General features: G+C 42.1%; 18 protein-coding genes and 1 pseudogene. 2 read left to right on the forward strand and 17 right to left on the reverse strand.

The window, feature by feature from the left end; translation table 11 throughout:
- Positions 1–23 precede the first annotated feature (23 nt).
- The 5 genes from tnpB to CHF41_RS09170 form a co-directional block, all read right to left on the reverse strand.
- Positions 24–374, reverse strand: a complete 351-nt coding sequence (gene tnpB / locus CHF41_RS09150; RefSeq protein WP_119876985.1) for an IS66 family insertion sequence element accessory protein TnpB — start codon at positions 372–374, stop codon at positions 24–26.
- Positions 355–540 carry a hypothetical protein gene (locus CHF41_RS09155; protein ID WP_119876986.1) on the reverse strand — a complete coding sequence of 62 codons (186 nt, stop codon included), beginning with the start codon at positions 538–540 and terminating at the stop codon, positions 355–357. The genes tnpB and CHF41_RS09155 overlap by 20 nt, the downstream gene beginning before the upstream one ends.
- A 112-nt stretch (positions 541–652) precedes the next feature.
- Positions 653–979 carry a hypothetical protein gene (locus tag CHF41_RS09160; RefSeq protein WP_119876987.1) on the reverse strand — a complete coding sequence of 109 codons (327 nt, stop codon included), beginning with the start codon at positions 977–979 and terminating at the stop codon, positions 653–655.
- A 2-nt stretch (positions 980–981) separates the two neighbouring features.
- Positions 982–1,662 carry a PoNe immunity protein domain-containing protein gene (locus tag CHF41_RS09165; protein WP_162911943.1) on the reverse strand — a complete coding sequence of 227 codons (681 nt, stop codon included), beginning with the start codon at positions 1,660–1,662 and terminating at the stop codon, positions 982–984.
- 11 nt (positions 1,663–1,673) lie between these two features.
- Positions 1,674–4,754, reverse strand: coding sequence for an RHS repeat-associated core domain-containing protein (locus CHF41_RS09170; protein ID WP_240622955.1), 3,081 nt, complete (start codon positions 4,752–4,754; stop codon positions 1,674–1,676).
- A gap of 61 nt (positions 4,755–4,815) precedes the next feature.
- Here CHF41_RS09170 and CHF41_RS10240 point away from each other — a divergent pair.
- Positions 4,816–5,579: pseudogene (locus tag CHF41_RS10240) on the forward strand (transposase); the annotation flags it as partial.
- Positions 5,580–5,729: 150 nt separating this feature from the next.
- On the opposite strand, the gene CHF41_RS10110 reads toward CHF41_RS10240, so the two are convergent.
- From CHF41_RS10110 to CHF41_RS09230, 12 genes are all read right to left on the reverse strand, one after another.
- Positions 5,730–5,876: a hypothetical protein gene (locus tag CHF41_RS10110; protein ID WP_162911944.1), complete on the reverse strand. Its 147-nt coding sequence runs from the start codon at positions 5,874–5,876 to the stop codon at positions 5,730–5,732.
- Entirely contained in the window at positions 5,876–6,376 is a 501-nt protein-coding gene (locus CHF41_RS09185) for a hypothetical protein (protein ID WP_119876991.1), read from the reverse strand. The genes CHF41_RS10110 and CHF41_RS09185 overlap by 1 nt, the downstream gene beginning before the upstream one ends.
- Positions 6,377–6,498: 122 nt before the next feature.
- Entirely contained in the window at positions 6,499–6,852 is a 354-nt protein-coding gene (locus tag CHF41_RS09190) for a hypothetical protein (protein WP_119876992.1), read from the reverse strand.
- A 12-nt stretch (positions 6,853–6,864) separates the two neighbouring features.
- Entirely contained in the window at positions 6,865–16,155 is a 9,291-nt protein-coding gene (locus tag CHF41_RS09195) for a DNRLRE domain-containing protein (protein WP_119876993.1), read from the reverse strand.
- Positions 16,156–16,202: 47 nt separating this feature from the next.
- Entirely contained in the window at positions 16,203–16,808 is a 606-nt protein-coding gene (locus CHF41_RS09200; protein ID WP_119876994.1) for a hypothetical protein, read from the reverse strand.
- Positions 16,805–17,476 carry a class B sortase gene (srtB, locus tag CHF41_RS09205; protein ID WP_119876995.1) on the reverse strand — a complete coding sequence of 224 codons (672 nt, stop codon included), beginning with the start codon at positions 17,474–17,476 and terminating at the stop codon, positions 16,805–16,807. The genes CHF41_RS09200 and srtB overlap by 4 nt, the downstream gene beginning before the upstream one ends.
- Positions 17,454–18,710 carry an ISL3 family transposase gene (locus CHF41_RS09210; RefSeq protein WP_119875513.1) on the reverse strand — a complete coding sequence of 419 codons (1,257 nt, stop codon included), beginning with the start codon at positions 18,708–18,710 and terminating at the stop codon, positions 17,454–17,456. Before CHF41_RS09210 ends, srtB begins: the two co-directional genes overlap by 23 nt.
- A gap of 451 nt (positions 18,711–19,161) precedes the next feature.
- On the reverse strand, positions 19,162–20,364 hold the full coding sequence (locus tag CHF41_RS09215) for an IS110 family RNA-guided transposase (protein WP_119876996.1): 1,203 nt from the start codon (positions 20,362–20,364) through the stop codon (positions 19,162–19,164).
- A gap of 244 nt (positions 20,365–20,608) precedes the next feature.
- On the reverse strand, positions 20,609–22,006 hold the full coding sequence (locus tag CHF41_RS09220) for a polysaccharide deacetylase family protein (RefSeq protein WP_119876997.1): 1,398 nt from the start codon (positions 22,004–22,006) through the stop codon (positions 20,609–20,611).
- A gap of 92 nt (positions 22,007–22,098) precedes the next feature.
- Positions 22,099–22,482, reverse strand: a complete 384-nt coding sequence (gloA, locus tag CHF41_RS09225; protein WP_119876998.1) for a lactoylglutathione lyase — start codon at positions 22,480–22,482, stop codon at positions 22,099–22,101.
- Between the two features lie 229 nt (positions 22,483–22,711).
- On the reverse strand, positions 22,712–22,792 hold the full coding sequence (locus CHF41_RS10335) for a putative holin-like toxin (RefSeq protein WP_420852862.1): 81 nt from the start codon (positions 22,790–22,792) through the stop codon (positions 22,712–22,714).
- Positions 22,793–23,019: 227 nt separating this feature from the next.
- A complete protein-coding gene (locus CHF41_RS09230) occupies positions 23,020–23,712 on the reverse strand; it encodes a phosphoglycerate mutase (protein ID WP_119876999.1) in 693 nt (230 codons plus the stop codon).
- Positions 23,713–24,011: 299 nt separating this feature from the next.
- Between CHF41_RS09230 and CHF41_RS09235 the strand changes: the two genes are divergently transcribed.
- On the forward strand, positions 24,012–25,196 hold the full coding sequence (locus CHF41_RS09235) for an acetyl-CoA C-acetyltransferase (protein WP_119877000.1): 1,185 nt from the start codon (positions 24,012–24,014) through the stop codon (positions 25,194–25,196).

The following is a 25,196-nucleotide window of genomic DNA, read 5'->3' on the forward strand; positions in this document are numbered from 1 at the left end:
ATACCGAAAGAAAAGCTATAATTTCAATAGAAATCACGACTTTTTGAAACATTTATTTTTGGAGTGATCGAAAATCCTTTCATGAGCCAATCAACTTGTTCTGATGTTAAGGCTGTCACTTCATTTTCATCATTAGGCCAAGTCAATTTCCCATTCTCAAAACGCTTATAAAGCAACCAGAAACCTTGACCATCCCAGTAAAGTGCTTTGAAGCGGTCTTTACGTCCTCCACAGAAGAGAAAGACCTGTCCAGAAAAGGGATCCAACTCGAATTGAGTTTTAACGAGATAGGCCAGTGAATCAATGCCCTGTCTCATATCGGTTTTCCCACAGACAAGATAGACTTGCCCTAAATCATTGAGATGGATGGTCATAGAGCAATACCTTATCCAAGATTGTTTCTAATACCTCTTGGTTGATAGATTGGAAGAATGTGACTTCCACTTTTCCGAGACGAATTGTCATCAGAATATCGTTTCTGCTTTTCTTATCAAAGCGTCGAGATTGGGGAACAGTCAATGGGACGATGGGATGTGACATAAAAAATCCTCCAGTTTTGTTTTTTATAACAGTATACTGGAGGAGGGAGTGGTTGGATAGATACCTTGTTATGGGGCGGTTACGATATTCTCTCTAGTGACTCATTCAAGTGTCATGAAAAGAGAGCTATCAAATCATCAGTAGTCAGCGCAGGAACAATGATTGAGTCATCCGTTTCTTTTTGAACCTTACTGGATAGTTTTTTCAAACCATCTCTAAAAGCTATATCCGCAATCACTAAGTCTTGTGTTTCAGACATAACTAACAGGCGAAATTCCTCTATTGAATTCCCGTCTACTTGGTATTTCCTTTCAGGATATTTTGGGAAAGAGATTTTCTCATCACTATCCACTAAAGGAAATACACCTATGAATTCTGAACCATTTTCATAAAAATTAGGTTCTATATCTCTCGGTTTTTGAAATAATTTTTTAAACATATTTAACCTCCAAAATGTACTAAGTCATAAGGGTAATACTTATGATCTTTAAACGAATCATCAGGTATATCAAGTATTTTTACTAAAGCAGCGATTTCTAAAGCCCAATAGCCGAAATATAAACAACGATTAGTCGCTTTATGAGAATTATACCAGTAAGAACTTTTATTTCTTACATACCATTTTGAAAGTAACCTTTCAACTAATTCAATTCGAGAATCTGAATCTGCTTCTATAATATCTTTATATTTTTCTATAAATTTCCATTGTCTACCTTCAAATTCTCCAAATAATAGAAAGTTATAAAAAGCATCATCTGTTTTTTTGTCTAGCAAGATTGTATGAATTCTATTTCTTATGTTATCATCAACATTCAACAAAGTGCTCAATGCAATATATTGAAGATAAACTGAGTAATTTCCAGGCTCATACTTATTTTCAAAAGCTGATATACTTTGTAAAAAACTATTCTTTATTTCTGTAATACCTTCTCCTAACGAATACCTTGCTAACAGAATTTCAAATCGAGATTGAAAAGCTGTATCACGTAAAATAGAAAGATTGCCTCTAACTTCTTCTCCATTTAGCAAAGATAAAATTTTACCGTCCGCAGTATCAACCCTCATCTGAGACTCTAAGATAAATTGTTCAAAATATTCTTTTGTTTGTAGTCTATCTCTCATTTTTAACTCCTTCATGGCAATTGTTTAGATATCACATTGCCATTAGGCATTACCCTAACAAGCAACTTATCATATGAACTGATATTATCTTTAAGATTTCCTACACTATTGAATAATCTATTTTGAATCCACTGATCACTCATCTGCTTAGTCCCATCGGCCAAAGTTGCTAACTGCGCAGTATTATACTTGGCTTCTGCCACAACATAAGTATCTGTATTTTTATTGTAATAAACACCATCAATTCCCTGCTGCCCTTTATCATCTATACTTGATACCCTATCTTTACTTACTCTCGTAAAGCCTCTCTCTTCCATATAACGATCCATCTTCAGCTCTCCATAATTACCCTTTTGGTGATTATTTGTCAGAGGTGTTGTACCATTCTCAACATTTTGAATCGCTTTTATAGTCTGTTCACGACGAAGATGTTCATCAAAGTTTGAACTATTTCTTGCTTTTCTGCTATCTTCAACATTAGAAAGAACCCTACGTCTAATATCTTCAGCTGTTTCAGAAGAAACAGGCTTCGTTACTGTCCCAGCTGATACATCTGCCTTGGCGCCTTTAACTCCTCGGGCTGAAACTCCCTCAGAGACCGCATTAATGGCAAGGCTGGTCGCAATACTCGCTGGGGTAATCTTGCCACCTTGTGCCACATCAGTGATTGTATCAACCGCAGTTTCACCAAGGGTGTCAACCGCATAGCGTGCTACTGGGTTTGTCACAGATGAAGTTGCTGCACCAAACCCTCCAAGAAGACCACCTGTTGCTCCTCCTGAAACAAAACCATTCACTGCTCCATTCCAAGTATTCGCAAGAATATCTTTTGGTTTATCTCCTGAAAGAACGCTTGTGGTGAAACCGCTAACTGCTCCACCTGCTGCTCCTGATACAGCTCCTACGGCTGCCGCAGTCGCAATAGTTGCGGCGGTACCACTCAAACCAAGGCCACTGACTCCTGCCGCAATAAGCGGACCTGCAGCCCCTGCGGTTGCTACAGTGACTGCTACCGCTGCAACGGTGGCTACTACCGCAATACCGACTTTCTTCCAGTCTACTTTTTTCAGGAATTTAACAGTATCATTTTTTATCCGCTTCGCAGTTGTACAAACATGCTTGTACATCTTCTGGAGTGCTTTACCCCAGTTACGGAAGAGGTTGCCTCCTTCGCGGGTCTTAGGTGTTGTCTTAAGACCTGTTGCTTGAGTATATTCATCTCGAATATGCTGCTGACGGCGAGCCTCAGCCTGTGCTTGTGCTTGCGCTTGTTGCTGTGCAACATATTGTCTAGCACTTTGATAGGTTTGATGTGCCGTTTGCTGGAAGTTATTCCATTGCTGAACGACCCAATTTTTAGCCTTGTTAACCTGAGTACCAACCCAGTTAGCTGCTTGGCTTACCTTATTGCTGACCCAATTAACCGCATGAGAGGCTGCACTCTTAACCGCATTCCAAGTATTAGACGCAACTGTCTTGACTGTATTCCAAGAACTGCTTGCGGCTTTCTTAACCCCATTCCATGCGGCGCTTGCTGCTTTCTTAAGACTCTTCCAGAAATGTCCACTTGGGTCGGTGTAGTTAACTGGATTATTATGGACATAGGCATAGCGGTTCTGGCTAAGTGGATCTGTTGCCTCACCTTGGTAGCTGTCTTCTGTGAGGAAGGTGCCCGCATGACTATCATAATACCGTGCCCGTAAATAGTCAAGTCCTGTACTGTCTCGCGCCTCGCCATTGTAGGCATAAGGATTTCCTGTATCATCTGTGCTCTTATTCGTAGATCCATAGAGCTTGTAGCTACTTGAAGCAACGGCCTTACCGTCTTGAGTTAGACCTGTCACTGACCCTGACTGGTTGGTCAGATATTGGTAAGATTTGTTGGTCTGGTTGTTCAGGTACGAGGTTCGTCCATGACCATAGCTATAGGTCTCCCGAGCTTTCAGGTCATGGTCATAGGTTTGAAGAACCTCTGTATGTTTTCGATTGACATCGTTGACATAGTTGCGTTCTTCGTAGTATTTGTAGGTATCCTCCCGTGTGGTGTAGGGAATCAAGACATCCTTGACTTGGGAGGCGTAGGTCACATCACCCTCACCCGGTAGATTGCCAAGTGATGGTGGGTTAACGACAAGACCATCTTTCGTCGCTTTATCTTTAGCCACCTTTTGGTGATAAGCACTTGACACATCGTCAAAGATATGATGCCAGATAGAGCCAACCGTTTGTGGGAAGCTAGATAGAGCCTGAAGAACGTTTTGACTAAAGCCATACCAGAAGAGCGATGGCTCTTCCCCATTTGGAGAGGTTTGTGGCGATTTCTTCTTCTCTTTTCGTCTAAAGAGTTGATAGGTGTCCTTGCCTTCCTTACGACTCGCGGTAAAGACGCGGTTATCATCCCCATCATAGAGGGCTGCCATGAGAAGCCCATCCTTGTCTTTTACGGCAAGAAGGCGATTCTCTGTGTCATAGATATAAGCGAGCTTCTCATTCTTCGTCTCTTGAGAGATGCGATTGCCATTCTTGTCATAGGTATAGGTAATCGTACCTTCTGGACCTTCTAGCTTGGTCAAGCGGTTGTGATCATCGTAGCTAAAGCTGGTCTTCTCTTCTTTCCCATCCACCGTTTCAGTGCTGGTTAGTTTATTGCCCGCAAGGTCATAGGTGTAAGAAAGACGAGATAACTCCTTACCGTCCTTAGTAGCTACCGTCATGGTCTCTACTTGACCCAATGTATCGTAAGTGTAGCTATGGACAAGGGTTTCTCCTTCGTCATTATAGACATAATTGGTCGTTCCAGTCAAATCACTCATAGACACACGACGGCCATCTGAGTCATAGGTGTAGAGAACTTGACCATCTTGTTTTTCAGAATAGTCCACCTTAAGCAATTGGTCCAGTTTGTTGTAGTCATAGCTGATGGTCTTCCCATCTGCCTTTGTGACCTTCTCAAGCTGATTATTGATGTTATAGGTATAGGTTTCTGTATCCCCGAGACTCGTCATGCGTTTCACGACATTCGAGAGCTGGTCATAGGTGTACTTGGTAACCTTGCCATTTCCGTTTGTAATGGAACCACTTAATAATACCACAAATCTTATCGGAATAAAATCACCATTACTTCAGCTTACAAGCTCAAATCCTATATCCAACTTCAAGCAACAGTTCACACGATTGCTTAAAATCATTTCTTGGGATGAATCCTTACGAAATATTGGAGAACTTGCCTTTATCACTCAAGATTTTCAAAACCAAAAATTATCACCATCCTTGAGAATAATCATTAAACAATCATTAAAAACTACATTCCTATCATGAACCTCTTATGCCCGAAGGCTAAGATTGTCCTGAATCGTTTCCACATCATCCAGCACCTTAGCCGAGCCATGATGTCCTCTCGAATTGCCATTATGAAGAACTTTGACAAGCGCGCTGCTCTCCCTTATCAAGCTATGAAACATCATTGGAGAATCCTCTAAAAGGACAGTCGGAAACTCTCTAACAAGTCCTTTTATTCTCGAACCTTTAGACAAACAGTAACTCTTAGAGAAGTAGTTCAAATGACTTTAGACTTGTCAGGAGAACTAAGGCACTATTATAACATGTATCAGCTCTTGCTTTTCCATTTTCAGCAGAAGAACAGCGAAGCATTTTTCGAGCTAATAAAGGATTATTTACCTACTGTGAATACTACTTTCAAAATAGTCTTTATACCCTTTCTCAAATACAGACAATACATCATCAATGCACTTGAGTCACCTTATTCAAACGCTAAGCTAGAAGCCACTAACAAACTCATCAAAGACATCAAACGTAATGCATTCGGTTATCGGAACTTTGACAATTTCAAAAAATGCATCTACCTCGCTTTGAACATCGAAAAAGAGAAGACCAAGCTGGTCCTCTCTAGATGTTAGCTTTTCATCTACCCACTACAGTTGACGAAGAGCCATTTTTAGATGCTCGAACTGAAGCGCCTAATAATAACGAAATCTTACTGTTCAAACTTTCCAAAACTAATTTACATCTATCTGTGAGAAAGTTCCTCTAGCCCTATTAATAGAGCTTCATGAATATTTCTCTTGGTTAAGTTTATTCTTTAATATCTCTATAACATCTTTTAATTTTCCATCAACCAAAATCGTTATCCCCTCAATCTTATCACCTGTAATCTCATTTTCAAATTGTTCGATTAGCATTGATATTTTATCCATTATTTATTCCTTTCAAATATATTCATTCCATTATGTATCCAAAATCTTTGAGAAACTGGGATTAAATCCCAAAAACTACGATACATACCAGTCCAACCTAAAGGTACATAATCCTCAAATGATTCTGATTCAGAGTATTGACTATACAAACTATTGTCATCAAAATCTATAAATAAACTAGGTTGAAAATCATAATACCAAGAATCATCTAATTCATCTATTGATTCTAATAAATAGGTTTGTAAATCTTCTGAACTGACCTCGAACTCTGTCATTTTTTTAAGAAAATTTCCAGCGTTCTCTTTTACAAGAACCTCACTGTCACTTCTCTTCGAATCAATTGACAAGGCTTCTGTATTATATCCATATTGTACCAGATGAGAGTCTAAAATAGTATAATCTAAAATCCACAACTCTCTATCTGATACATACCACGAGAATTTACCATTATATTGTACACCACAAATGATTTCAGTCGGAAAATTAATTAGACTAGCCATTATTAATTCCCCCTTACGACCCTAGCATTTGTAGCATACTCCTCAATCCAACCAACCCAAGGTAATGGAAATTCAATGGAATAACCTGGGGTTGTTAAATCTGTTTCTTTAGGGTCCGTTCACTAAACTCTAATCTCAAATTTTAGATTTTCTAAGCTAATCTGATGTATGTCCAATGCATCTCCAGCAGCATTGTATAGTTCCAATTCAGCAACAAATCCGTCAACCATATGAAGCAAAAATTCAATAGGAATACCATTAAACTGGTAGGCTTGCATGATTAGTGGCACACGTTCACTAAGCGGATAAGGTTCAGGCGAGTCTGTCCTCAATATCAAAGAGTAGTTTGAAAAATTGATATCCTCATCTATTACCTTAGCAGAGGATAATTGATTTTTCAAAATATCCCTTCCCAAAAATTCTACATCAAGCATTAAATGGAGCCAAGTTTGTTCTAGTTTATTGAAATTTCTCATTAGTATTTCTTCCTATTCACCCTTTATAAAATACGTCCCTATATTATATTTGCCGTTCCCTCTATTAAAAATCCTATATTCTATAGTCTTACCTTCAATTTCAATAAATTGACTAACAGCACCTTCTCCTAATCTAGGCAAATTCTTATTCGCATGTTCGACAATTGCTCTCTGAACCTGTTCTATTGGTAAAGTTGTCCCATTAATATGTCTACCACCATGCCCAAATGTAAAAGTGTTTCCGCCCTTAAGAATCACATCACTTACTCCGCCTCCTCCTTTAGGTGGAGAATATACTTTTGGATTAGCCCCTACATCAAGCCCTCTCCGAACATCCCCAACATCATCAACAGTATCCGCAGTTTTCAGACCCTTAGAAGCTCTATAAGCTTTAGTTGCATCACTTACATCGTCTACTGTATCAATAGCTTTAGTTACTGTGGCAAATTTCCCTAATTTGACAACTGAAAATGCATAGGTTGCCACATCAAAGGCAAGTCCTACAGCTGCTACCAACCTATTGCTCTTATCTCCTGTAACAGGATCTTTCCCTGTCCAAAGACGCTTGGCGTTATACCAACCAGTTACTTCACCACCAAGTATCTTAAAGTCTCTAACTGTGTTATCCCAAACATGTTGATTATCAGCGGCTATCTGAGCTTTCGTCCGTTTAGAGGTTCCAACCCCATCACTGATATTAAAGTTCCCTGCTAAAGCATTTACCGCAGACATATCCCCTGCATGAGCTTTATTGACTAGGTCTTGAAGTTGACGAGACGTGAGTCTCTTCGTCTTGCCATCGTCTTTTCCTTTTGTACTCTTTGGACTACATACATGACGAAGCGTGTGACCCAAAGCCTTTGTCCAATTGACTGTGAGATTAGCTGCTTCACGAATCTTGAAAGCAGCTTTTGCTCCAACAGCTAGCATGTACTCACTTCTAATCTTCGCTTTTTGCGCATCTGTATAATGGTGTGGATGAGCTTTCACCATCGTATAGCGGACAGTGGCTGTCGCTGCTTTGATACTAACTGACGCAAACTGAACAGCTGTCCTAATTGGTGTCACAAGCATAGAGGTGAATTTCTTTATGCTAGCTGTGAAAGCAGAGGCAATCGGAGATTGTTTGCGTCCCCCTCCCATGGTGGTGAGTACAAGCCTATGCCCACTTGGGTCGGTGTAGTTGACTGGATTATTATGGACATAGGCATAGCGGTTCTGGCTAAGTGGGTCTGTTGCCTCACCTTGGTAGCTGTCTTCTGTTAGGAAGGTGCCCGCATGACTATCATAATACCTTGCCCGTAAATAGTCAAGCCCTGTACTGTCTCTCGCTTCGCCATTATAGGCATAAGGGTTACCTGTCTCATCTGTGCTCTTCTTAGTATATCCATAGAGCTTGTAGCTACTTGAAGCAACTGCCTCACCATCTTTCGTCAAGCCTGTGACAGAACCTGACTGGTTGGTCAGATACTGGTAAGTTTCATTTGTTTGGTGATTGAGGTAAGAGTTTCTACCATGGCCATAGCTATAGGTCTCGCGAGCTTTTAGGTCATGGTCGTAGGTTTGAAGGACTTCTGTATGTTTTCGATTGACATCATTGACATAGTTACGCTCTTCGTAGTATTTGTAGGTGTCCTCTCGTGTGGTATAGGGAATCAAGACATCCTTCACTTGTGAAGCGTAGGTCACATCACCCTCTCCTGGTAAATTACCAAGTGACGGCGGGTTAACGACAAGACCATCTTTCGTCGCTTTATCTTTAGCCACCTTTTGGTGATAAGCACTTGATACATCGTCAAAGATACGATGCCAGATCGAGCCAACCGTTTGTGGGAAGCTTGATAAAGCTTGAAGAACGTTTTGACTAAAGCCATACCAGAAGAGCGATGGCTCTTCCCCATTTGGAGAGGTTTGTGGCGATTTCTTCTTCTCTTTTCGTCTAAAGAGTTGATAGGTGTTCTTGCCTTCCTTACGGCTTGCGGTAAACACTCGGTTATCATCCCCATCATAGAGGGCTGCCATGAGAAGCCCCTCCTTGTCCTTCACGGCAAGGAGGCGGTTTTCTGTATCATAGATATACTGGAGCTTCTTATTCTTCGTCTCTTGAGAGATGCGATTGCCATTCTTGTCATAGGTATAGGTAATCGTACCTTCTGGACCTTCTAGCTTGGTTAAACGATTATTGTCATCGTAGCTAAAGGTGGTTTTCTCTTCTTTCCCGTCTACCGTTTCAGTACTTGTGAGTTTATTGCCTGCAAGGTCATAGGTGTAAGAAAGACGAGAGAGTTCCTTGCCATCCTTAGTAGATACCATCATGGTCTCTACTTGCCCTAAGCTATCGTAGGTATAGCTATGGACAAGGGTTTCTCCATCTTGGGTGATGGTTTCTTTGGTCACATAGCTCCCATCATCGTATTCATAGCCATAACTTGAAATCAGTTTGTTTTTCTTATCAGAGTGGCGTATTTCTGTAATACGGTGTGCCTTGTCATAGGTCAAGAAGCTCTTTGTACCATCTCCACGTTTGACTTCGGTCATATCGCCTGCGTCATTGTAGGTGTAGGTGGTCTTAAGTCCTTTGACATCTGTCACAGAGGTTAGTCTATCGAGTTCGTCATAGGTGTAGGAAACGGTGCTACCGTCTGGATAAGTCATTCGGCTGATATTGCCAAAGTCGTCATACTCATACTGGATGAGACTACCATCACCCTGACGGACACCTGTGATTTCTCCTTCGTCATTATAGACATAATTGGTCGTTCCAGTCAAATCACTCATAGACACACGACGGCCATCTGGGTCATAGGTGTAGAGAACTTGACCATCTTGTTTTTCAGAATAGTCCACCTTAAGCAATTGGTCCAGTTTGTTGTAGTCATAGCTGATGGTCTTCCCATCTGCCTTTGTGACCTTCTCAAGCTGATTATTAATGTTATAGGTATAGGTTTCCGCGTCCCCGAGACTCGTCATGCGTTTCACGACATTCGAGAGCTGGTCATAGGTGTACTTGATAACCTTGCCATTTCCGTTTGTAACAGAAGTGACATTCCCCACACTATCATAGGTATAAGTTGAGGTAGAGGCTTTCTCACCTGTCCCTTGAGTCGCTGTTAAGAGCTGATTTTCAAGGTCGTAAATATAGCTCTTCACTCGCTCACTACCTGAGAAGACGCTGGTTAAGTTCCCATTGCCATCATAGGCCATGGTTGCTTTTCCACCCTCATCATTTGTGACCTTGGTCAAGCGGTTGTCGTGGTCGTAGTGATACATAGTCCATTGGCCTGCTGTATCGCTTTCGCCTGTCAAACGATTAAGAGAATCATAGGTCCGCTTCATCACTTGTCCAAGTGGATTCTTTTCTTCAAGGATATTGCCATTCGGGTCGTAGGTATACGTGGTGTCACGCTTGCCGTTAATCGTCCGCTTGGTCACTTGACCGACTGGGTCATAGCTAGATGTGATTTCACGGCCAGTAGGAGTCTTGATGGTTTTCAACTGGTCAAGTGTTGTGTAATCAAAGCTTGTCGTAGCGCCTGTTGGACGTGTTACCTTCGCTAGGTTCCCAGCTTCATCATAGGCATACTTGGTCTCAAGGTCTAAGGCATTCTTAGCAGTCAAGAGACGACCAACCTTGTCATAGCTGTAGGTATTGCTTCGATTAGACTGGTCTGTTTCCTTTGTGAGATTACCAGCTACATCGTAGGTATAGGTTTTTGATAGCTCTTTAGGACCTGTTTGCTTTTCTAAGCGTCCAAGCGCATCATAGGCATAGGTATAGGTCGCTTTATTTGGCAAGGTCCGACTGGTCGTACGACCATATAAATCATTGACATAAGAGGTGGTATGGCCATTGGCATCTGTTTCTTTCGCGAGACTTCCTGTACCGTCATAAGCATAAGTCGTTTCACCACCTGTCGGACGTTTCATACTCGCTACACGATTGAGACTATCATAGGTGTAACTTATTGTATTGCCTTCACCTGTCGTTTCGCTCAAGCGGTTGCCTACTGCATCGTAGCTAAAGCTTTGTTTGGCTCCTGTTGGCGCAAGTGACTCTACCACACGACCGATCGGATCGTATTTAAAGGCTGTCGCTTGACCGTTCGGATCCGTATAGAGGACCAGTTGTTGGTTGGCATCATAGCCATAACTGCTGGAATGACCATTCGCATCCGTGACTTTAGCTAGATTTCCCAAGACATCATATTCATAGGTAGTCTGGTTCCCATCCGCATCTGTTTCGGTTACCACACGATTCAAAGCATCGTAATGATAGCCTATCTCGCGTTTCAAATGGTCTACAATCTTTGTCAGATTTCCATTGTCGTCATACTGATAGGTTTTGGTCTTGCCTTCTTGGTCCGTAGAGGTTGCGACATTGCCCATCACGTCATAGGTGAAGCTTTCACTGGTTCCATCTGGGTACGTAACCTTGGTCAGTTGGTTATCGCTGTCATAGCTGTACTTGGTCACTTCCCCAAGACTATTGGTTAGCGTTAAGCGATTGCCTGCCTTGTCATAGGTATAAGACTCATTTAAGTCTTGGTTGTCTTTCTTGGTAAGGACACGATTGGCCGCATCATAGGTATACTCTGTGACCAGACCACTCGAATGAGTTTGTTTCACAAGGCGGTCTAAAGCATCATATTCTTGGCTAACCGTTGTCCCATCTGGTAAGGTGACATCTTTCAACTGAGCAGTCGGCGTATAGCTCATCTTCGTGGTGTTGCCATTGGCGTCCACCATTTCAATCGGGTAGCCTAACGCGTCATAGGTGTAGGCTGTTTTCCCACCTAAGGCATCGACTTTTTCCGTCAACTGCTCCATTTGGTTGTAGGCAAAGTTGGTTGTATTGCCCAAGCCATCGGTGACAGATTTTACTTGGTTCTGGCCTGTAAAGGTACTAGAAGCTGTGTAGCCTGCCGCATCTGTCACGCTATTTTGATTTCCGTTCGCATCATAGGTCATGCTTGTGCGCTGACCTAAAGCATTGGTCGAAGCAAGCAAGCGTCCTGCAGAGCTGTACTCATAGGTGGTTTCCTTACCGAGCGCATCTGTCATCGACAGGATATTGCCCATCGTATCAAGAGTATACAACACCTTCGTGTCATCTGGATAGGTGATACTGGTGACATTTCCTGCCGCATCATAGGTATAGCTGGTGGTCTTATCTCCCTTCGTCTCGGTTAGCTTATTTCCAACTGGGTCATAGGTATAAGAGACCGTTTGACCAGCTTCATCGGTATAAGAGAGGACACGCCCCATCTTGTCATAAACAGTCTTCGTAGTCGTACCAATTGGATAAGAAACAGCTGTCCGATAGCCAGAATCATTATAGGTATTCTCAGTCACTTGACCGAGCGCATCTGTGATCGTTTGTACGGCTTGATTCCGGTCGTCATAGGTCAAGCTACTCGTATTGCCTGAAGCATTGGTTCGTGTCGCGACACGACCGAGGGCATCACGAGTATAGGTCACGGTTTGACCTGCCGCATCTGTCTCTGTTAAGAGACGACCTCTACTGTCATAGGTATAGGTGGTGGTGTTACCTTCTGCGTCTATCACAGAAAGCTGATTCCCGACACCGTCATAGGTATAGCGATAGTTTCCACCTTCACCATTTGAAGCCGCAATCTTATGACCAAAGCCATCGTAGGTAAAGGTCGTGGTATTGCCATTTCCTTCTGTTATAGCTGTCACTTGACCTGCTTGGTCAAAGCTGTAAGTAGAGCCAACACCGTCCGCATCTGTTTCGCTTACTTTCCGACCTTCTGCATCATAGGTGATGGTGGTGGTTCCGCCACGAGGATTCGTGATGCTCGTCACCTGATTGTGAGCGTTATAAGTGAAAGTTGATTCTCCACCGAGGGGATTGGTCATCTTGACGAGATTCGCCCCGTCATAAGCAAAGGCTGTTCGATTTCCCGAGGCATCCGTAGTAGATAACATACGACCTTGCCCATCCACTTCATACGAAATACTAGTGCCATCTGGAAGAGTTGTCTGCGTGAGATTTCCCTTCTCATCATAACTGTGCTTGGTTTCTTCTCCACCAAAGTCCGTGCTAGACAAGAGATGGTTCTTCTTGTCATAGGTAGAGGTTTTCACAGCACCATCAAAGCGGGTTTCAGTTACGACATTGCCATTTTCATCATAGCCATAACTTGTCGTTTGACCAGCTTCATTAGTGACGCTTGCCAAGCGATTATTCTCATCGTAGGTCTTAGAGATACTGGTCCCATCTGGATAGGCAATCCCTGTTGTCCGATACTGACTATCGTAGGTATAGACGGTTTGATGGCCGTTTGCGTCCGTTGTGACGGTCTGACCTTTGCTATACGCAAGGGTTGAGGTCGCACCTGCACCATCCATCTGCTTGGTGACCCGACCTTGGTCATCGTATTCATTTTGAACAACCTTTGTGCCATTTCCATCATACCAAGCCGTCATCAAGCCCTTATCATCATACTCATAGCGAGTGGGCACACCTGTCGCATCCGTATAGGTAACTAGATTGCCATTCTCATCATACTCATAAATGAGTGTGGCTCCATTTGGAATCTGCACAGCACCGATATAACCTGCCTCAGTATAAGTAATCGTATAGACAAGACCTGTTGGAGAGGTGATTTTTGTCAGCTGATAGTTCTCATTATAGTCAAACTGAGTTTTATTGCCTTTTTCATCTGTCTGACTGATAAGCAGTCCATGGAAGTTGAAGACCTTTTCTTGATTGTCGGTATCGGTAATATGATACTCTTTCACCTCATAGTCTTCTTTTTCCTCTCCGCCAAAGTCACCTTTCTTCTTCTCCTTGGTTTTCACCTCAAGCGTGAGATCATAACCTTCTGGAGAGTGATAGGTATCACCGTCTTTGGTAAAGGGGATGACAGAACCATCTGCACGTGTGTAGTAGAGATTTTGGTCTTCATCACTCGATAGTTGTTCGTTAAAGCCAAAGGACCACCCACGACCAAAGAGACTATTGATGCCTGCGACCTTGGAGTTATAGGAACGAGCAATCTCAAAATCACCATCGATGTCATGAATAGAGACATCGGTTCGCTCCAAATAGAAGTTCCCTGTATTTAAGTTAATCGGCTCAAAGCCAAACTCACAGTGGAGACCACGCCCCATCAAAAGCATATCCACATCTGCCTTGGTCTTATTGTTTAAAGCAGGTGGATTGTAGGGTTTGGTCGCATTTTTTCGTGGATTGCGGATAAAGAGGGTGTTGTTTTTCACCACCAACATATCTTGAATGCGGTTATCAAAGGCGATTTGCTTGAGGGGAACACCATAGTAAGAAGCGATTTTTGGAAGCGTATCGTATTGTGTCACCTTATAAATGAGGAAGGTGTCACTTGATTTCTTTCCACTGGTTTGATTGTCTTTTTGACTTTCCGCATCAATGGTATAGACCTTGTTCAACTCTGGGTCTGTAAAAGGCGTCAAGCTTTGCCAGTTGGCTAATTTGTCTTTATACCGTGTCGTGCCTTTTTCAAACGCAGCGTCAAAGGGACTACTGTCAGGATACTTATAAGAGAAGCTAGCGGGACTATCTCCCTTATAGTTCTTAGACGCATCGCTCAAGCCATAGGTCACTTGAGCGCCTGGTGTCGTCAAGCCATCCGCAAAGACACCCTGAAACTGGAGTTTTCCTTTCTTATCGGTCTTTACCATGGTTCGAAGGTTAATGGTGGTGTTGCCAATCGGATAATTGACATCCACAGGATCTGGCACAGACCAATTAATCGTCAAACTTGGTGCTTTATCAGGAGTAAATCCACCTTGTGCAACACTATTGACATCTGCTTCAGTGGTATAAAAACCTGCACCATTATCATTCTCGCGAGTCGCCTTCACAACCAAACCATAATTAGGTGCTAAGCCTTGAACCCAATTATTGACCGTCTCGCGAATATCAAATCGATGGAATCCATTGTGTTGCGGACTAAAGGCATTGGCTCCAGCAATCTCATCTTGTAGTTGAGAGGAGCTCAGCCAATCGATCGTATTGATGTTAAAGTCTTGTTTGAGATAATATACTCCAAAAGTTGCATTAGCAGTTCCTAGACCGTCCGAATACTGATACAAATTGAGCGTTGCACTATCAATTTTCGCTTCTGAAGGAATGTTCTTTTTAAAATCATAATTGATTTTAAAATACATACGACTCTTTCCGATGTCTGCCACACCTGGCATCCCCATATTAGCCGCTTCAATATAGCCTACAAATCCATAAGCCAAGCCTTGGAAAGTACCACGAACAGAGCTCGTTACCACATCGAGAATCTTTTCACGAGGTATTGTGACCGTAGGGTCAATCCGAACAGGGTACTGACGGTCAGAAGACTTCAGCCAGTCTTCACTTGCCGTTACACTGACTTCATAACCCTTACGAGACTCTTTCAAACCCAAGGTCAAATCTTGACTCGTTTCTCCAGCGCTATCCACCATCATTGGAGCAGTTAATACAAAAAGAATCTTAGACTCTCCCTTTGCACGAACGAGGACCTGATTATCTTCTAAGCGAACATCATACTTTCCAGCATCAAGACCATAAGTAAAGGTGTGTTTGCCTTCCCACTCGGCTAGAACGATTTCTTCTTTCACACCGTTTGCTTGAACCGTATATTGAACGTCTGTTTTTCCATCGACGTTGTTATATAAGACGGCATTTTGGTCAACAGTGGCTTGGCCATAGGTTTTTTCAAGTGGGTAGAGGGAAATCTTCTCATCCTTGTGAGTAATGTCAATTGGGGTCTCCTCCTTAACCTCACTTGGAAGGACCACTCCTACTGGAGATTCTTTCGGTAGATAGTAATGTTGGCCATCCGCATGATAAGAGTACAGAGACAAATCAACAGGTACTTCTGTCCCATTCTGGTCTACATAGGTCTTTACCTCACTACCGATATAGGTCACAAAATGAGTATCGTCAACACGAAAAAGCTGTTCCTGTCCACTGACCACAACTGGTTCTCCGTATTGACGTTTTAATTCTACTTCTGCCTCATCGGTTGTTTGCGAGACCTTCGGTTGTTGGATGGCATCTCCTTCTTCTTTCGTAGACGTAGACGGCGGAGGTACGTCTTCAGAAGAGCTTGAGCTAGATGCTGTATTCACATTAGCAGAGCCGACAGTCTGACTACTCGCCTTGGTCACGGCATCTTGGTAGGTCTGTTCATCTTTACTCTGCTGGAGGGCATCCGCAATGTCTTCCGCATAAATCAACGGACTGTTGGCAAGAAGTAAGGTACTCAATGCCAGCCAGTTGATGACTTTATGAAGCCGTTTCATAAATCTTCTCCTTTGTTTACAGATGATACGGGCGTGTCCCCAAACATTCAACGGACACGATACATAAAATAATAAAGCGTTGCCATGAGGATGATGGAATCAACGACAGATACCAGTACACCCCCAACAATGGGGAGCCATAAGGATAAGACGAGGGCCACCATAGTACAACAAGTTGCGATTAGAAGTGGTGGAATCATCTGTCTCCAGTCTTCTTTTAGCGGTAAGTCTCGATAAATCTGGGCAAGGCTATAGATTAAGATTACTTTAAGATTCGTTTGTATAATAGTGGTAAAGAACCAAATACCCGTTTTCACACTGCTGTAGGAAAATGGGGTATAATCATAGAGGACTTGTCCTACTCCCCCAATGATGAGGCCACACAAGAGAGTGCTTATTATATAACTGAAACAAACAGGATACAGGCGCTTGTCAGACTGGTAGCCCTTATAAAACCAAATGCCAATAGGAATAAAGAGGAATAGTCCTACTGCACAAAAAGCAAGGCTCACTAAGGGGAGTACGATAGATAGGGTCGTATCTGTCGCCCAAGGTGAAATCACACCCGTCAGTAGGAGACGTTGGCCCACTCCAACTAGCAATAAGCCAAGAGCTAGTCTCCAAAACTTGGAAAGAGTCGACTTTTTAATCATTCATTCTTCCTTTCTTTCACATCTGTTAAACGAGCAGTAACCACATAACGCTGGTTGTCATCTAGAGCATCACATGTCGAAAGTATTAAAAACCTGTCCTTGTCTTTTTCAATTGGCAAGGGGCGGTAAGCCCCACCATTTGCCAGAGCTCGCTCTTCTAAAGTAGCTAGATAGTGATGAATACCTGTTTGAGTCCCTAATTCAAAGGTAGAGAAAAGATGGTCATTTGTATAGCTGTGGGCTGCTAGTATCTCATAGTGATACTCCTTATCGACCGTATAAATGGTCACCATTCTATGTTCGTTAAAAAATGACGGGTCTGATAAATCCTGTAACGAACCAAACATCGTGCCATCCGTCATCGCATGACCATAGATGATGGTGATAGCATCGTTGAAGGTCTTGGTATTGACTAATTCTGTGAAGATAGCCCCATAATAAGTCTCTGCCCCATTTACATCATGAGATAAATAATACGAATCATCCCTTGGGTGTTGGACAACAGGATAATCAATCTTCGTACCATCCACCTTTAACCAAGCATACACATCTGGATTTTGATGGAAGAGTCGCTGTTTTTTTACCTCTCGTGAAGATATGCTAATATCTTCTGGCTCTTTGTCAACTGTAGTGGGTGACTTATAGCTACATACGAGAGGAGACGAAATTCGTCTTCTCTTTTTCGATGTTCAAAGCGAGGTAGATGCGTTTTTTGAAATTGTCAAAGTTCCGATAGCCGAATGCATTGCGCTTGATGTCTTTGATGAGTTTGTTAGTGGCTTCTAGCTTGGCATTAGAATAAGGAAGTTCGATGGCATTGGTGATATATTCCTGATAGCGTCTGAAAGTGTTCAAAGCTACCTTGAAGGTGTGATTGAGATGCGGTAAGGCATCGTGAATTAAGTTAAAGAAATGCTCGGAATTCTTCTCTTGGAGGTGAAAAAGTAATAACTGATAAAGGTCGTAATAGCCTTTTAACTCAGGGACCCGTTTGAACAACTTCTGGAGACATTCTCTAGGAGATAAGGTTTCTCTAAAGGTTCGGGAATAGAAAACATTTAGAGAGAGTTTTCGGCTATCTTTTTGAATTAGTTTCCAGTAGTATTTGAGGGCACGATACTCAATAGATTTTTTATCATATTGGTTCATGAGTTGGATACGCGTTTGGTTCAAAGCCCTACTCATGTGCTGAACGATATGAAAACGATCCAGAACAATTTTAGCTTTTGGGAATAAGCTCTTAATGAGAGGAATATAACTTCCAGACATATCAACCGTAACGACTTTTACCTTGTTTCTAGCTTCTTTAGAATACTTGAAGAAATGGTTTCGGATGGTCGTTTGTCTTCGATTATCGAGAATTGTTATGATTTTCCTTGTATTGAAATCTTGAGCAATAAAGGCTAGTTTTCCCTTCTGATAGGAGAATTCGTCCCAAGATAAAATTTCAGGTAGAGAAGAATAGTCCTCCTTGAACTGGAATTGCTTGAGTTTTCGATAGGCTGTGGAGATGGAGATAGCGAGCTTAGAAGCGATGTGAGATAGCGCTTCTCTATTGAGTAATAGTTGAGCAATCTTTTTCCAGACTAGTTCAGAGATTTGGCAGTTTTTCTTAACGAGACTAGTTTCAGAGACAGTCACTTTACGACAGGACTTACATTGAAACCGTCTCTTTTTCAAGCGAATAAGACTAGGGAAACCACCGATTTCAATGAAGGGGATTTTAGAAGGTTTTTGGAAGTCGTATTTGATTTGTTTCGCCTTGCAGTATTTACATTTGGGAGGGTGATAATCAAGTGTAGCGATGAGTTCGATATGGGTCTCGTGTTGAATGGCATGATTCAAGGTGATATTTTTATCTTTCATTCCGATGAGTAATGTGGTATTATTGAGGTGTTCCATAAGAGTCTTTCTAATGAGGGTTTGGTCGCTTTTCATTATAAGTCTTATGGGACTTTTTTGATACTCAAAAAGCTCTATAATCTCCATAGTGGAGTTACCCACTACAGAAATTATAGAGCCTATCTTCTTCAAACTGCGACAATAGCTGAAAACCATAGATGAACACTAAGAGGACAACTACGCCACTCATCAGCTGTAGTAGCTTTTTCATGAATCCCTCCTTTACATCAATAATTATAGCAAAAAGGAAGCTCCGTTGTAAATAGGCTTCTTTTCTACCATTTGTCAAGTATACCAAGGCTTTAAAGCGAAAATATTTTGAGGACAGTCGCTAAATGTCGGTTATTGTCCTCTTTTTCTGTGCTAAGGAGCGATAAAAGTGCACACAAAAGGCACACCTTATCTAGTCTTTTTAAAAATAAGGTGTTAGAATAGTATGGCATAGACGACTTTACTGATTTTGGGTTGAAGTATAATCGTAAAGTTTGTTATGCGTTATGAGGTAATACATTGTCCTGATGAGGCGATGTATAGAGGCAATCGTATGTGACTTAGTTGAAGTCATCTGCGATTGTCTTTTTCGTTTCTCATAAAAGTCTGCGATATGACAGGGATTAGTGTGACTAGCTGCAGCGATGTTGTGGATGCACTTGAATAGAATCTTTCTTGCGTAAGGATTGCCACGTTTGGTGATGTGTTCCTTGGCAAGGAAGTTCCCAGATTCATAATGTCTCAGGTCAATACCAATAAAAGCGTTGATTTGATTGGCAGACTGAAAACGGCGAATGTCCCCAAGCTCGCCAATGATACTTGTCGCTGTGGTTTCCGCTATTCCAGGAATAGAGAGAAGGATCTCATATTCTGGCAATGGCTGAGCGAATGAGACCATTTCATCCAAAACCGTTTGTCTCCGATTAGATAGCCTGAACAGTTCTTGTGCATAGTAACGGACCTCTTCCATCATTGGAGAGGATTTTTTGACCGCACAGTAGGACTGTTTAGCGAGTTCAGTAAGTTTGTCAGTTAGGGAAGCGACACGCTTGTCAGAGATACGTTTTGAAGTCGACTGACAGATACTATGCCTTAACTCACTGTTCGTTCGATCTAAGACAAATTCTTTACATGGAAAAGCGATCACCAAGTTCCAGTACTGTTGACCGCTTGGTGTTGATAAGAGGCTTTCTAACTCTGGAAAAGTGACCTGCAATACCTTGTGTAAACGGTTCTTTGTACGGACAATATCTTCTGTCAGATTCTGGTAAAAGCGACTTAAATCACGTAGATGTTGATAGATTTCTTGTTGTATATAGGTTGGTTTTCGATTCAGTACAAACTGAGACTGTGCTAACTTTTCAGCGTCAATTTTGTCGGTTTTACGGACACGTAGGCTGTCCAGTTGCTTCTTAGCTTCCAGCGGATTGAGTCGAGTATAGGCGTAGCCATTTTCCTCAAGAAAAGCCTGAAGACAACGAGAATAGACACCTGTCGCTTCAAAGACAATCTCAGGGGTGTGGACAGTTTTCAAATCGTCCAACAACCGATTAAAGCCGATGGCATCACTAGGCATGGTATAGCCATGAACCTTCTCACCGTTGACTAGAATTGCCACTTCTGAACTTGTTTTACTCACATCAATCCCAAATACTGTACGCATGATATTACCTCTTTGTCTTGTTTGGTTCCTTGTTTTAGTGATGTCATTTTCAATACTCGACGTCTAGCGTCCCACATACTTTGATAACATTCTCTCTAAAACAGGTGTCTTGCCAGTTTTTGATGCGACGTCTAGCGTCAAAAAGCCCTACGACTTCACAAGACACCTCTACTTTAACATAAAGAAAAAGTAGTGAGTACTATCTCCCGTCGGAGATTTTCTCACTACTAATCTTAGTATGTTTTTATTGTGCAGGTCGTGCTGACTGATGATCATAGTAAATCAATTGTGGGTCCAGATTTTTCCCGAGCAAATCACTCACGGTGACAGGCTGATAGCCTTGTCCCAAGAGATAATCTAGGACAGATGTTAGAGAATCAACCGTTGGCTGATGAATATCGTGCATCAAAATGATACTACCTGGGTAGGTGCAAGTCTTGACTTCGTTCAAGATAGCTGCAGGATTGCGACTTTGCCAGTCTTTTGAATCGACAGACCAGTAAATCACTGGCAACTGCATGACGGACATGACGGACTGATTAACCGAGCCATATGGTGGTCGCATCATGGTTGGGGCTTGTCCGGTCACATTTTTAATAACCTCTTGTGTTTTATCAATTTCTTGTTTGACTTGGTCAGCTGACAAGGTAACAAGGTTGGCATGATCCCAAGTATGGCTAGCCACTTCGTGTCCTTCTGCGACAATGCGTTTTAAGATTGCTTCATTACCTGGAACATTTTGCCCTAAAATAAAGAAAGTCGCTTTGACATTGTATTTTTTGAGAAGGTCAAGAACCTGCGGAGTAGTAGCTGCACTTGGGCCATCATCAAAAGTAAGAGCAATTCTCTTCTGATTTTTCTTCGCCTCTTCTTCCGCCTGATAAGCCGCATAGGCTTCCTGATCGCCACTCGCTAGATATTCCGCTTTTACAATTCCAAAAATCGAAGCGATTGGAATCGCAATCTGCTTGAGCTGAAACTCTTTTTCTAGCATGTCAATCTTTAACTGCCCTTGTTCATACACAAATGGGTAGTCTGTTAGATTTCTCGCTTCAAATTGACCGACAATTTTTTCAATATCTGCATCTGCCACTTGCTTAGCCGCCAAATCAGCCTTCAACTGTGTGCCAAATGCTGCTTTCAAAGCACTACTATCTGCCACAAACATCTCAAGTGTAAAAGGTTGCCCATCTTGAGTGACTAACAAGGTAGCTCCTGTTTCTTTTTCACCAGAAGACATCGAAAAAGTCTTTACTTGATAGCGTTCTGACTGAATTTGCTTGGCATGAACACCTGAAAAGTTGGTTACACCATCCTTAAGTGATACAAAAAAGAGTTCCTTGGTTTTGCCACTCGGCTTTTCAGTACCAACCTTCTCCCCAATGTAAGCTTCTATTTTTTCCTTAAAAACAGCATTTCCTTGACCGTTTTTATCCTTAGGAATCCCTGCTTCAACATGCGTCGATCCAATATTTCCTGTTTGGACTACCTGAGCTTGCTGATCAAATAATCGGCTCTGCTTTTCAGCAATAAAATTCGCGACCTTTTGATCTTGAAAATAGGCAAATGCTTTGACTCCTAAAATAATAGCAAGTCCTATTAGGACTACATTAACGACAACGAGAACAATCCTCTTTTTCATGTTTCACCTCATACTTTTCTTTTCTCAATCATGCATTTTTCGATAAAAAAAGGCAAGTCTCATCCATTCTATTCGATTCTTGCCCATACTTTCTAATCCGCGCGAATAACTTCCACCCTATAACCGTCTGGATCTGTTACAAAGTAATAACGTCCTGGATTACCTGGTAGACCTGATAAATCAGTCGTTGGATAGCCTAACGCCTTATGTTTAGCATTATCTCCTTCTAAATCATCCGAAGAAAGCGCCAAATGTGAAAAACCGTCTCCAACCACATACGGTCCGTGATCATAGTTATAAGTCAATTCAATCTCAAATTCGTCTCCGGGAAGCGCTAGATACACCAAGGTAAACTTGTGCTCTGGATAATCCTTACGGCGTGTTTCTTTAAAACCAAACGCCTTTTCATAAAACTCCTGAGATGCTTCTAAGTTCTCAACACGCAAACAAGCATGCAACATTCTTTTACTTGCCATTTCAAACTCCTTTTCCTACTAGATCATCAGTATTATACCATAAATTCTCCTTTTTTTCTTCTATAAATGGTATAAAATTCATATCATTTCAATTTAACAATTTCAAAAAAAGAACCATAATAAATATCCAAAAGAACTTCGCTAATAATCCCCAAGGTAACACCGTTTAAGACGGTAGCCGTTGCTTTTTTCGATTTATTTAGTGTATTAGCTAAAGTGTGGGACGTTTTTATTTGTCCCTGCGGTTTATACTGGCTACAATCAGATCACCAAAAGCAATCATAAAGGATAGCGCCTCATAAACTGACAAGTCCTGCCGACTCCTTTCCGTTGGATTTCGTGACTTACATACATGAGCACCACCTCAAGACTAGGCTACCAGCAACCATCTCAACTTTGTTGCTCGTTTATTATACCATTTTACAAATTGCATTATTTTTGTCTATTGTTTCAATAAGATACTCGTTTAAGACAAGACCATTCTAGCCAATATACATACGAATAAACGGCTAGACACAAGTCCAGCCGTTTTAAACTTTATTTTCCAAGGTAGTATTCAGCTACTACGTTCAATTTTTCATCAAATTCAAAGACAAGTGGTGGGAAGTTTGGAATTTCCACGTCCATGATTTCATCGTCTGACAAGCCTTTGATGTGTTTCACAAGAGCGCGGATTGAGTTCCCGTGTGCTCCAACAAATACGTTTTGACCTGACTTAAGTGCTGGCGCAATTTTATCTTCCCAGAATGGAAGAGCACGCTCAAGCGTTACTTTCAAGTTTTCAGCATCTGGAACAACTGAATCGTCAAGCAAAGCGTAACGACGGTCAGTGTGTGCTGAATACTCATCGTCTTTTGCCATATTTGGAGGCAATACATCGTAAGAACGACGCCAGATATGTACTTGCTCATCACCGAATTGCTCAGCTGCTTCTGCTTTATTTTTACCAGTCAAACCACCATAGTGACGCTCGTTCAAACGCCATGATTTTTCAACTGGAACCCACAATTGGTCTGCGGCTTCAAGAGCAAGGTTTGTTGTTTTAATCGCACGTTTCAAGACTGAAGTGTAGGCTTGGTCAAATTCGATACCAGCTTCTTTGATTAATTTACCAGCGTCGATTGCTTGTTGTGTTCCTTTTTCAGACAAGTCAACATCTGCCCAGCCTGTGAAAAGGTTGGCTTTGTTCCATTCAGACTCACCGTGGCGAGCAAACACTAATTTTACCATTGTTTGTTTCTCCTTTTATTTTCGAGGTTTTCCTCTCTTACCTTTCTATTCTACACAAAAAGCAGAAAAAAAGCTAGCCCCATCCAAATCTGTTTACGCTTACATTTTTATAGGCCGAAAAATCGGGCCTAAGACTGAGATTTATTGCTATTATTTAACTTAAAAAATGGTATAATAGTAAGGCTGAATACGACACATTCACGGTTGTATAGCTGTTTCATTGCTGGTTTATGGCAATGTGAGCGCGGCTCACTTCATTGCTAAACCTAATGAAAGACTATAGATGTATAGGAGTTCGCATGAAAAAAGTCGCAATCGTATCTGCCTACCGTTCTGCTATCGGTAGTTTTGGAGGCAGTCTAAAGGATATTCACATTGCAGATTTAGGGGCGCAAGTTTTACAGACCACCCTGACTAGCGCGAATATCCCCTATGAACAAATTGATGAAGTCATTATTGGAAATGTTTTAAGTAGCGGACATGGGCAAAATATCGCCCGTCAAATCGCTATTAGAACCGGTCTACCAGAGACGGTTTCTGCCTACACAGTCAACAAGGTCTGCGGTTCTGGACTCAAATCCGTCCTCCTAGCAGCCCAATCAATCTTGCTTGGTGACAATGACATCGTTGTCGCAGGTGGCATTGAAATCATGAGTCAGGCGCCATACCTGTCAAAAGGAAGTCGGTTTGGCGGTAAACTCGGACACCTGCAATTGGAAGATTCTCTTCTAATGGACGGTCTGACAGATGCCTTTAGCCAAGAACATATGGGCATCACCGCTGAAAATATCGCTGAAAAATACGGCATTAGCCGTGAAGCACAAGACCGTTTTGCGCTCTCCAGTCAAGAAAAGGCTGCTGCTGCGATTAAAGCAGGACGGTTTAAAGACGAGATTGTACCGATTCATCTGCAAACGCGCAAGGGTGAGGTCATCTTTGATGTCGATGAATACCCACGTCTTAGCCCGCTTGAAAAATTGGCTGCCTTACGCCCTTCTTTCAAAAAAGACGGAACGGTGACAGCCGCTAATGCCTCTGGTATCAATGATGGATGTGCCATGATGGTCTTAATGTCTGATGACAAGGCGCAAGAACTTGGTGTAACGCCTCTTGCCTACATTGAAAGTTATGCGACCAGCGGATTAGACCCTGATTACATGGGACTTGGTCCTATTCCAGCTAGTCAAAAAGCTCTGGCTAGAGCAAACAAAACAATCGCTGACATTGACTTATTCGAGCTTAACGAAGCCTTTGCTGCCCAATCCATTCCTGTCATTCAAGAATTAGAGATTGATGCTGACAAGGTAAACGTCAACGGAGGTGCACTTGCCCTTGGTCATCCAATCGGAGCCAGTGGTAGTCGCATTCTCGTCAGCCTCATCCACGAACTGCAAAAACGTGGTAACCACTTGGGACTTTGTTCTCTTTGTATCGGAGGAGGACAAGGAATTTCCCTAATTATTTCAACTGCACAAAAAGGATAA

Origin of the sequence: Streptococcus respiraculi, from assembly GCF_003595525.1 — a bacterium.
Lineage (GTDB): Bacteria > Bacillota > Bacilli > Lactobacillales > Streptococcaceae > Streptococcus > Streptococcus respiraculi.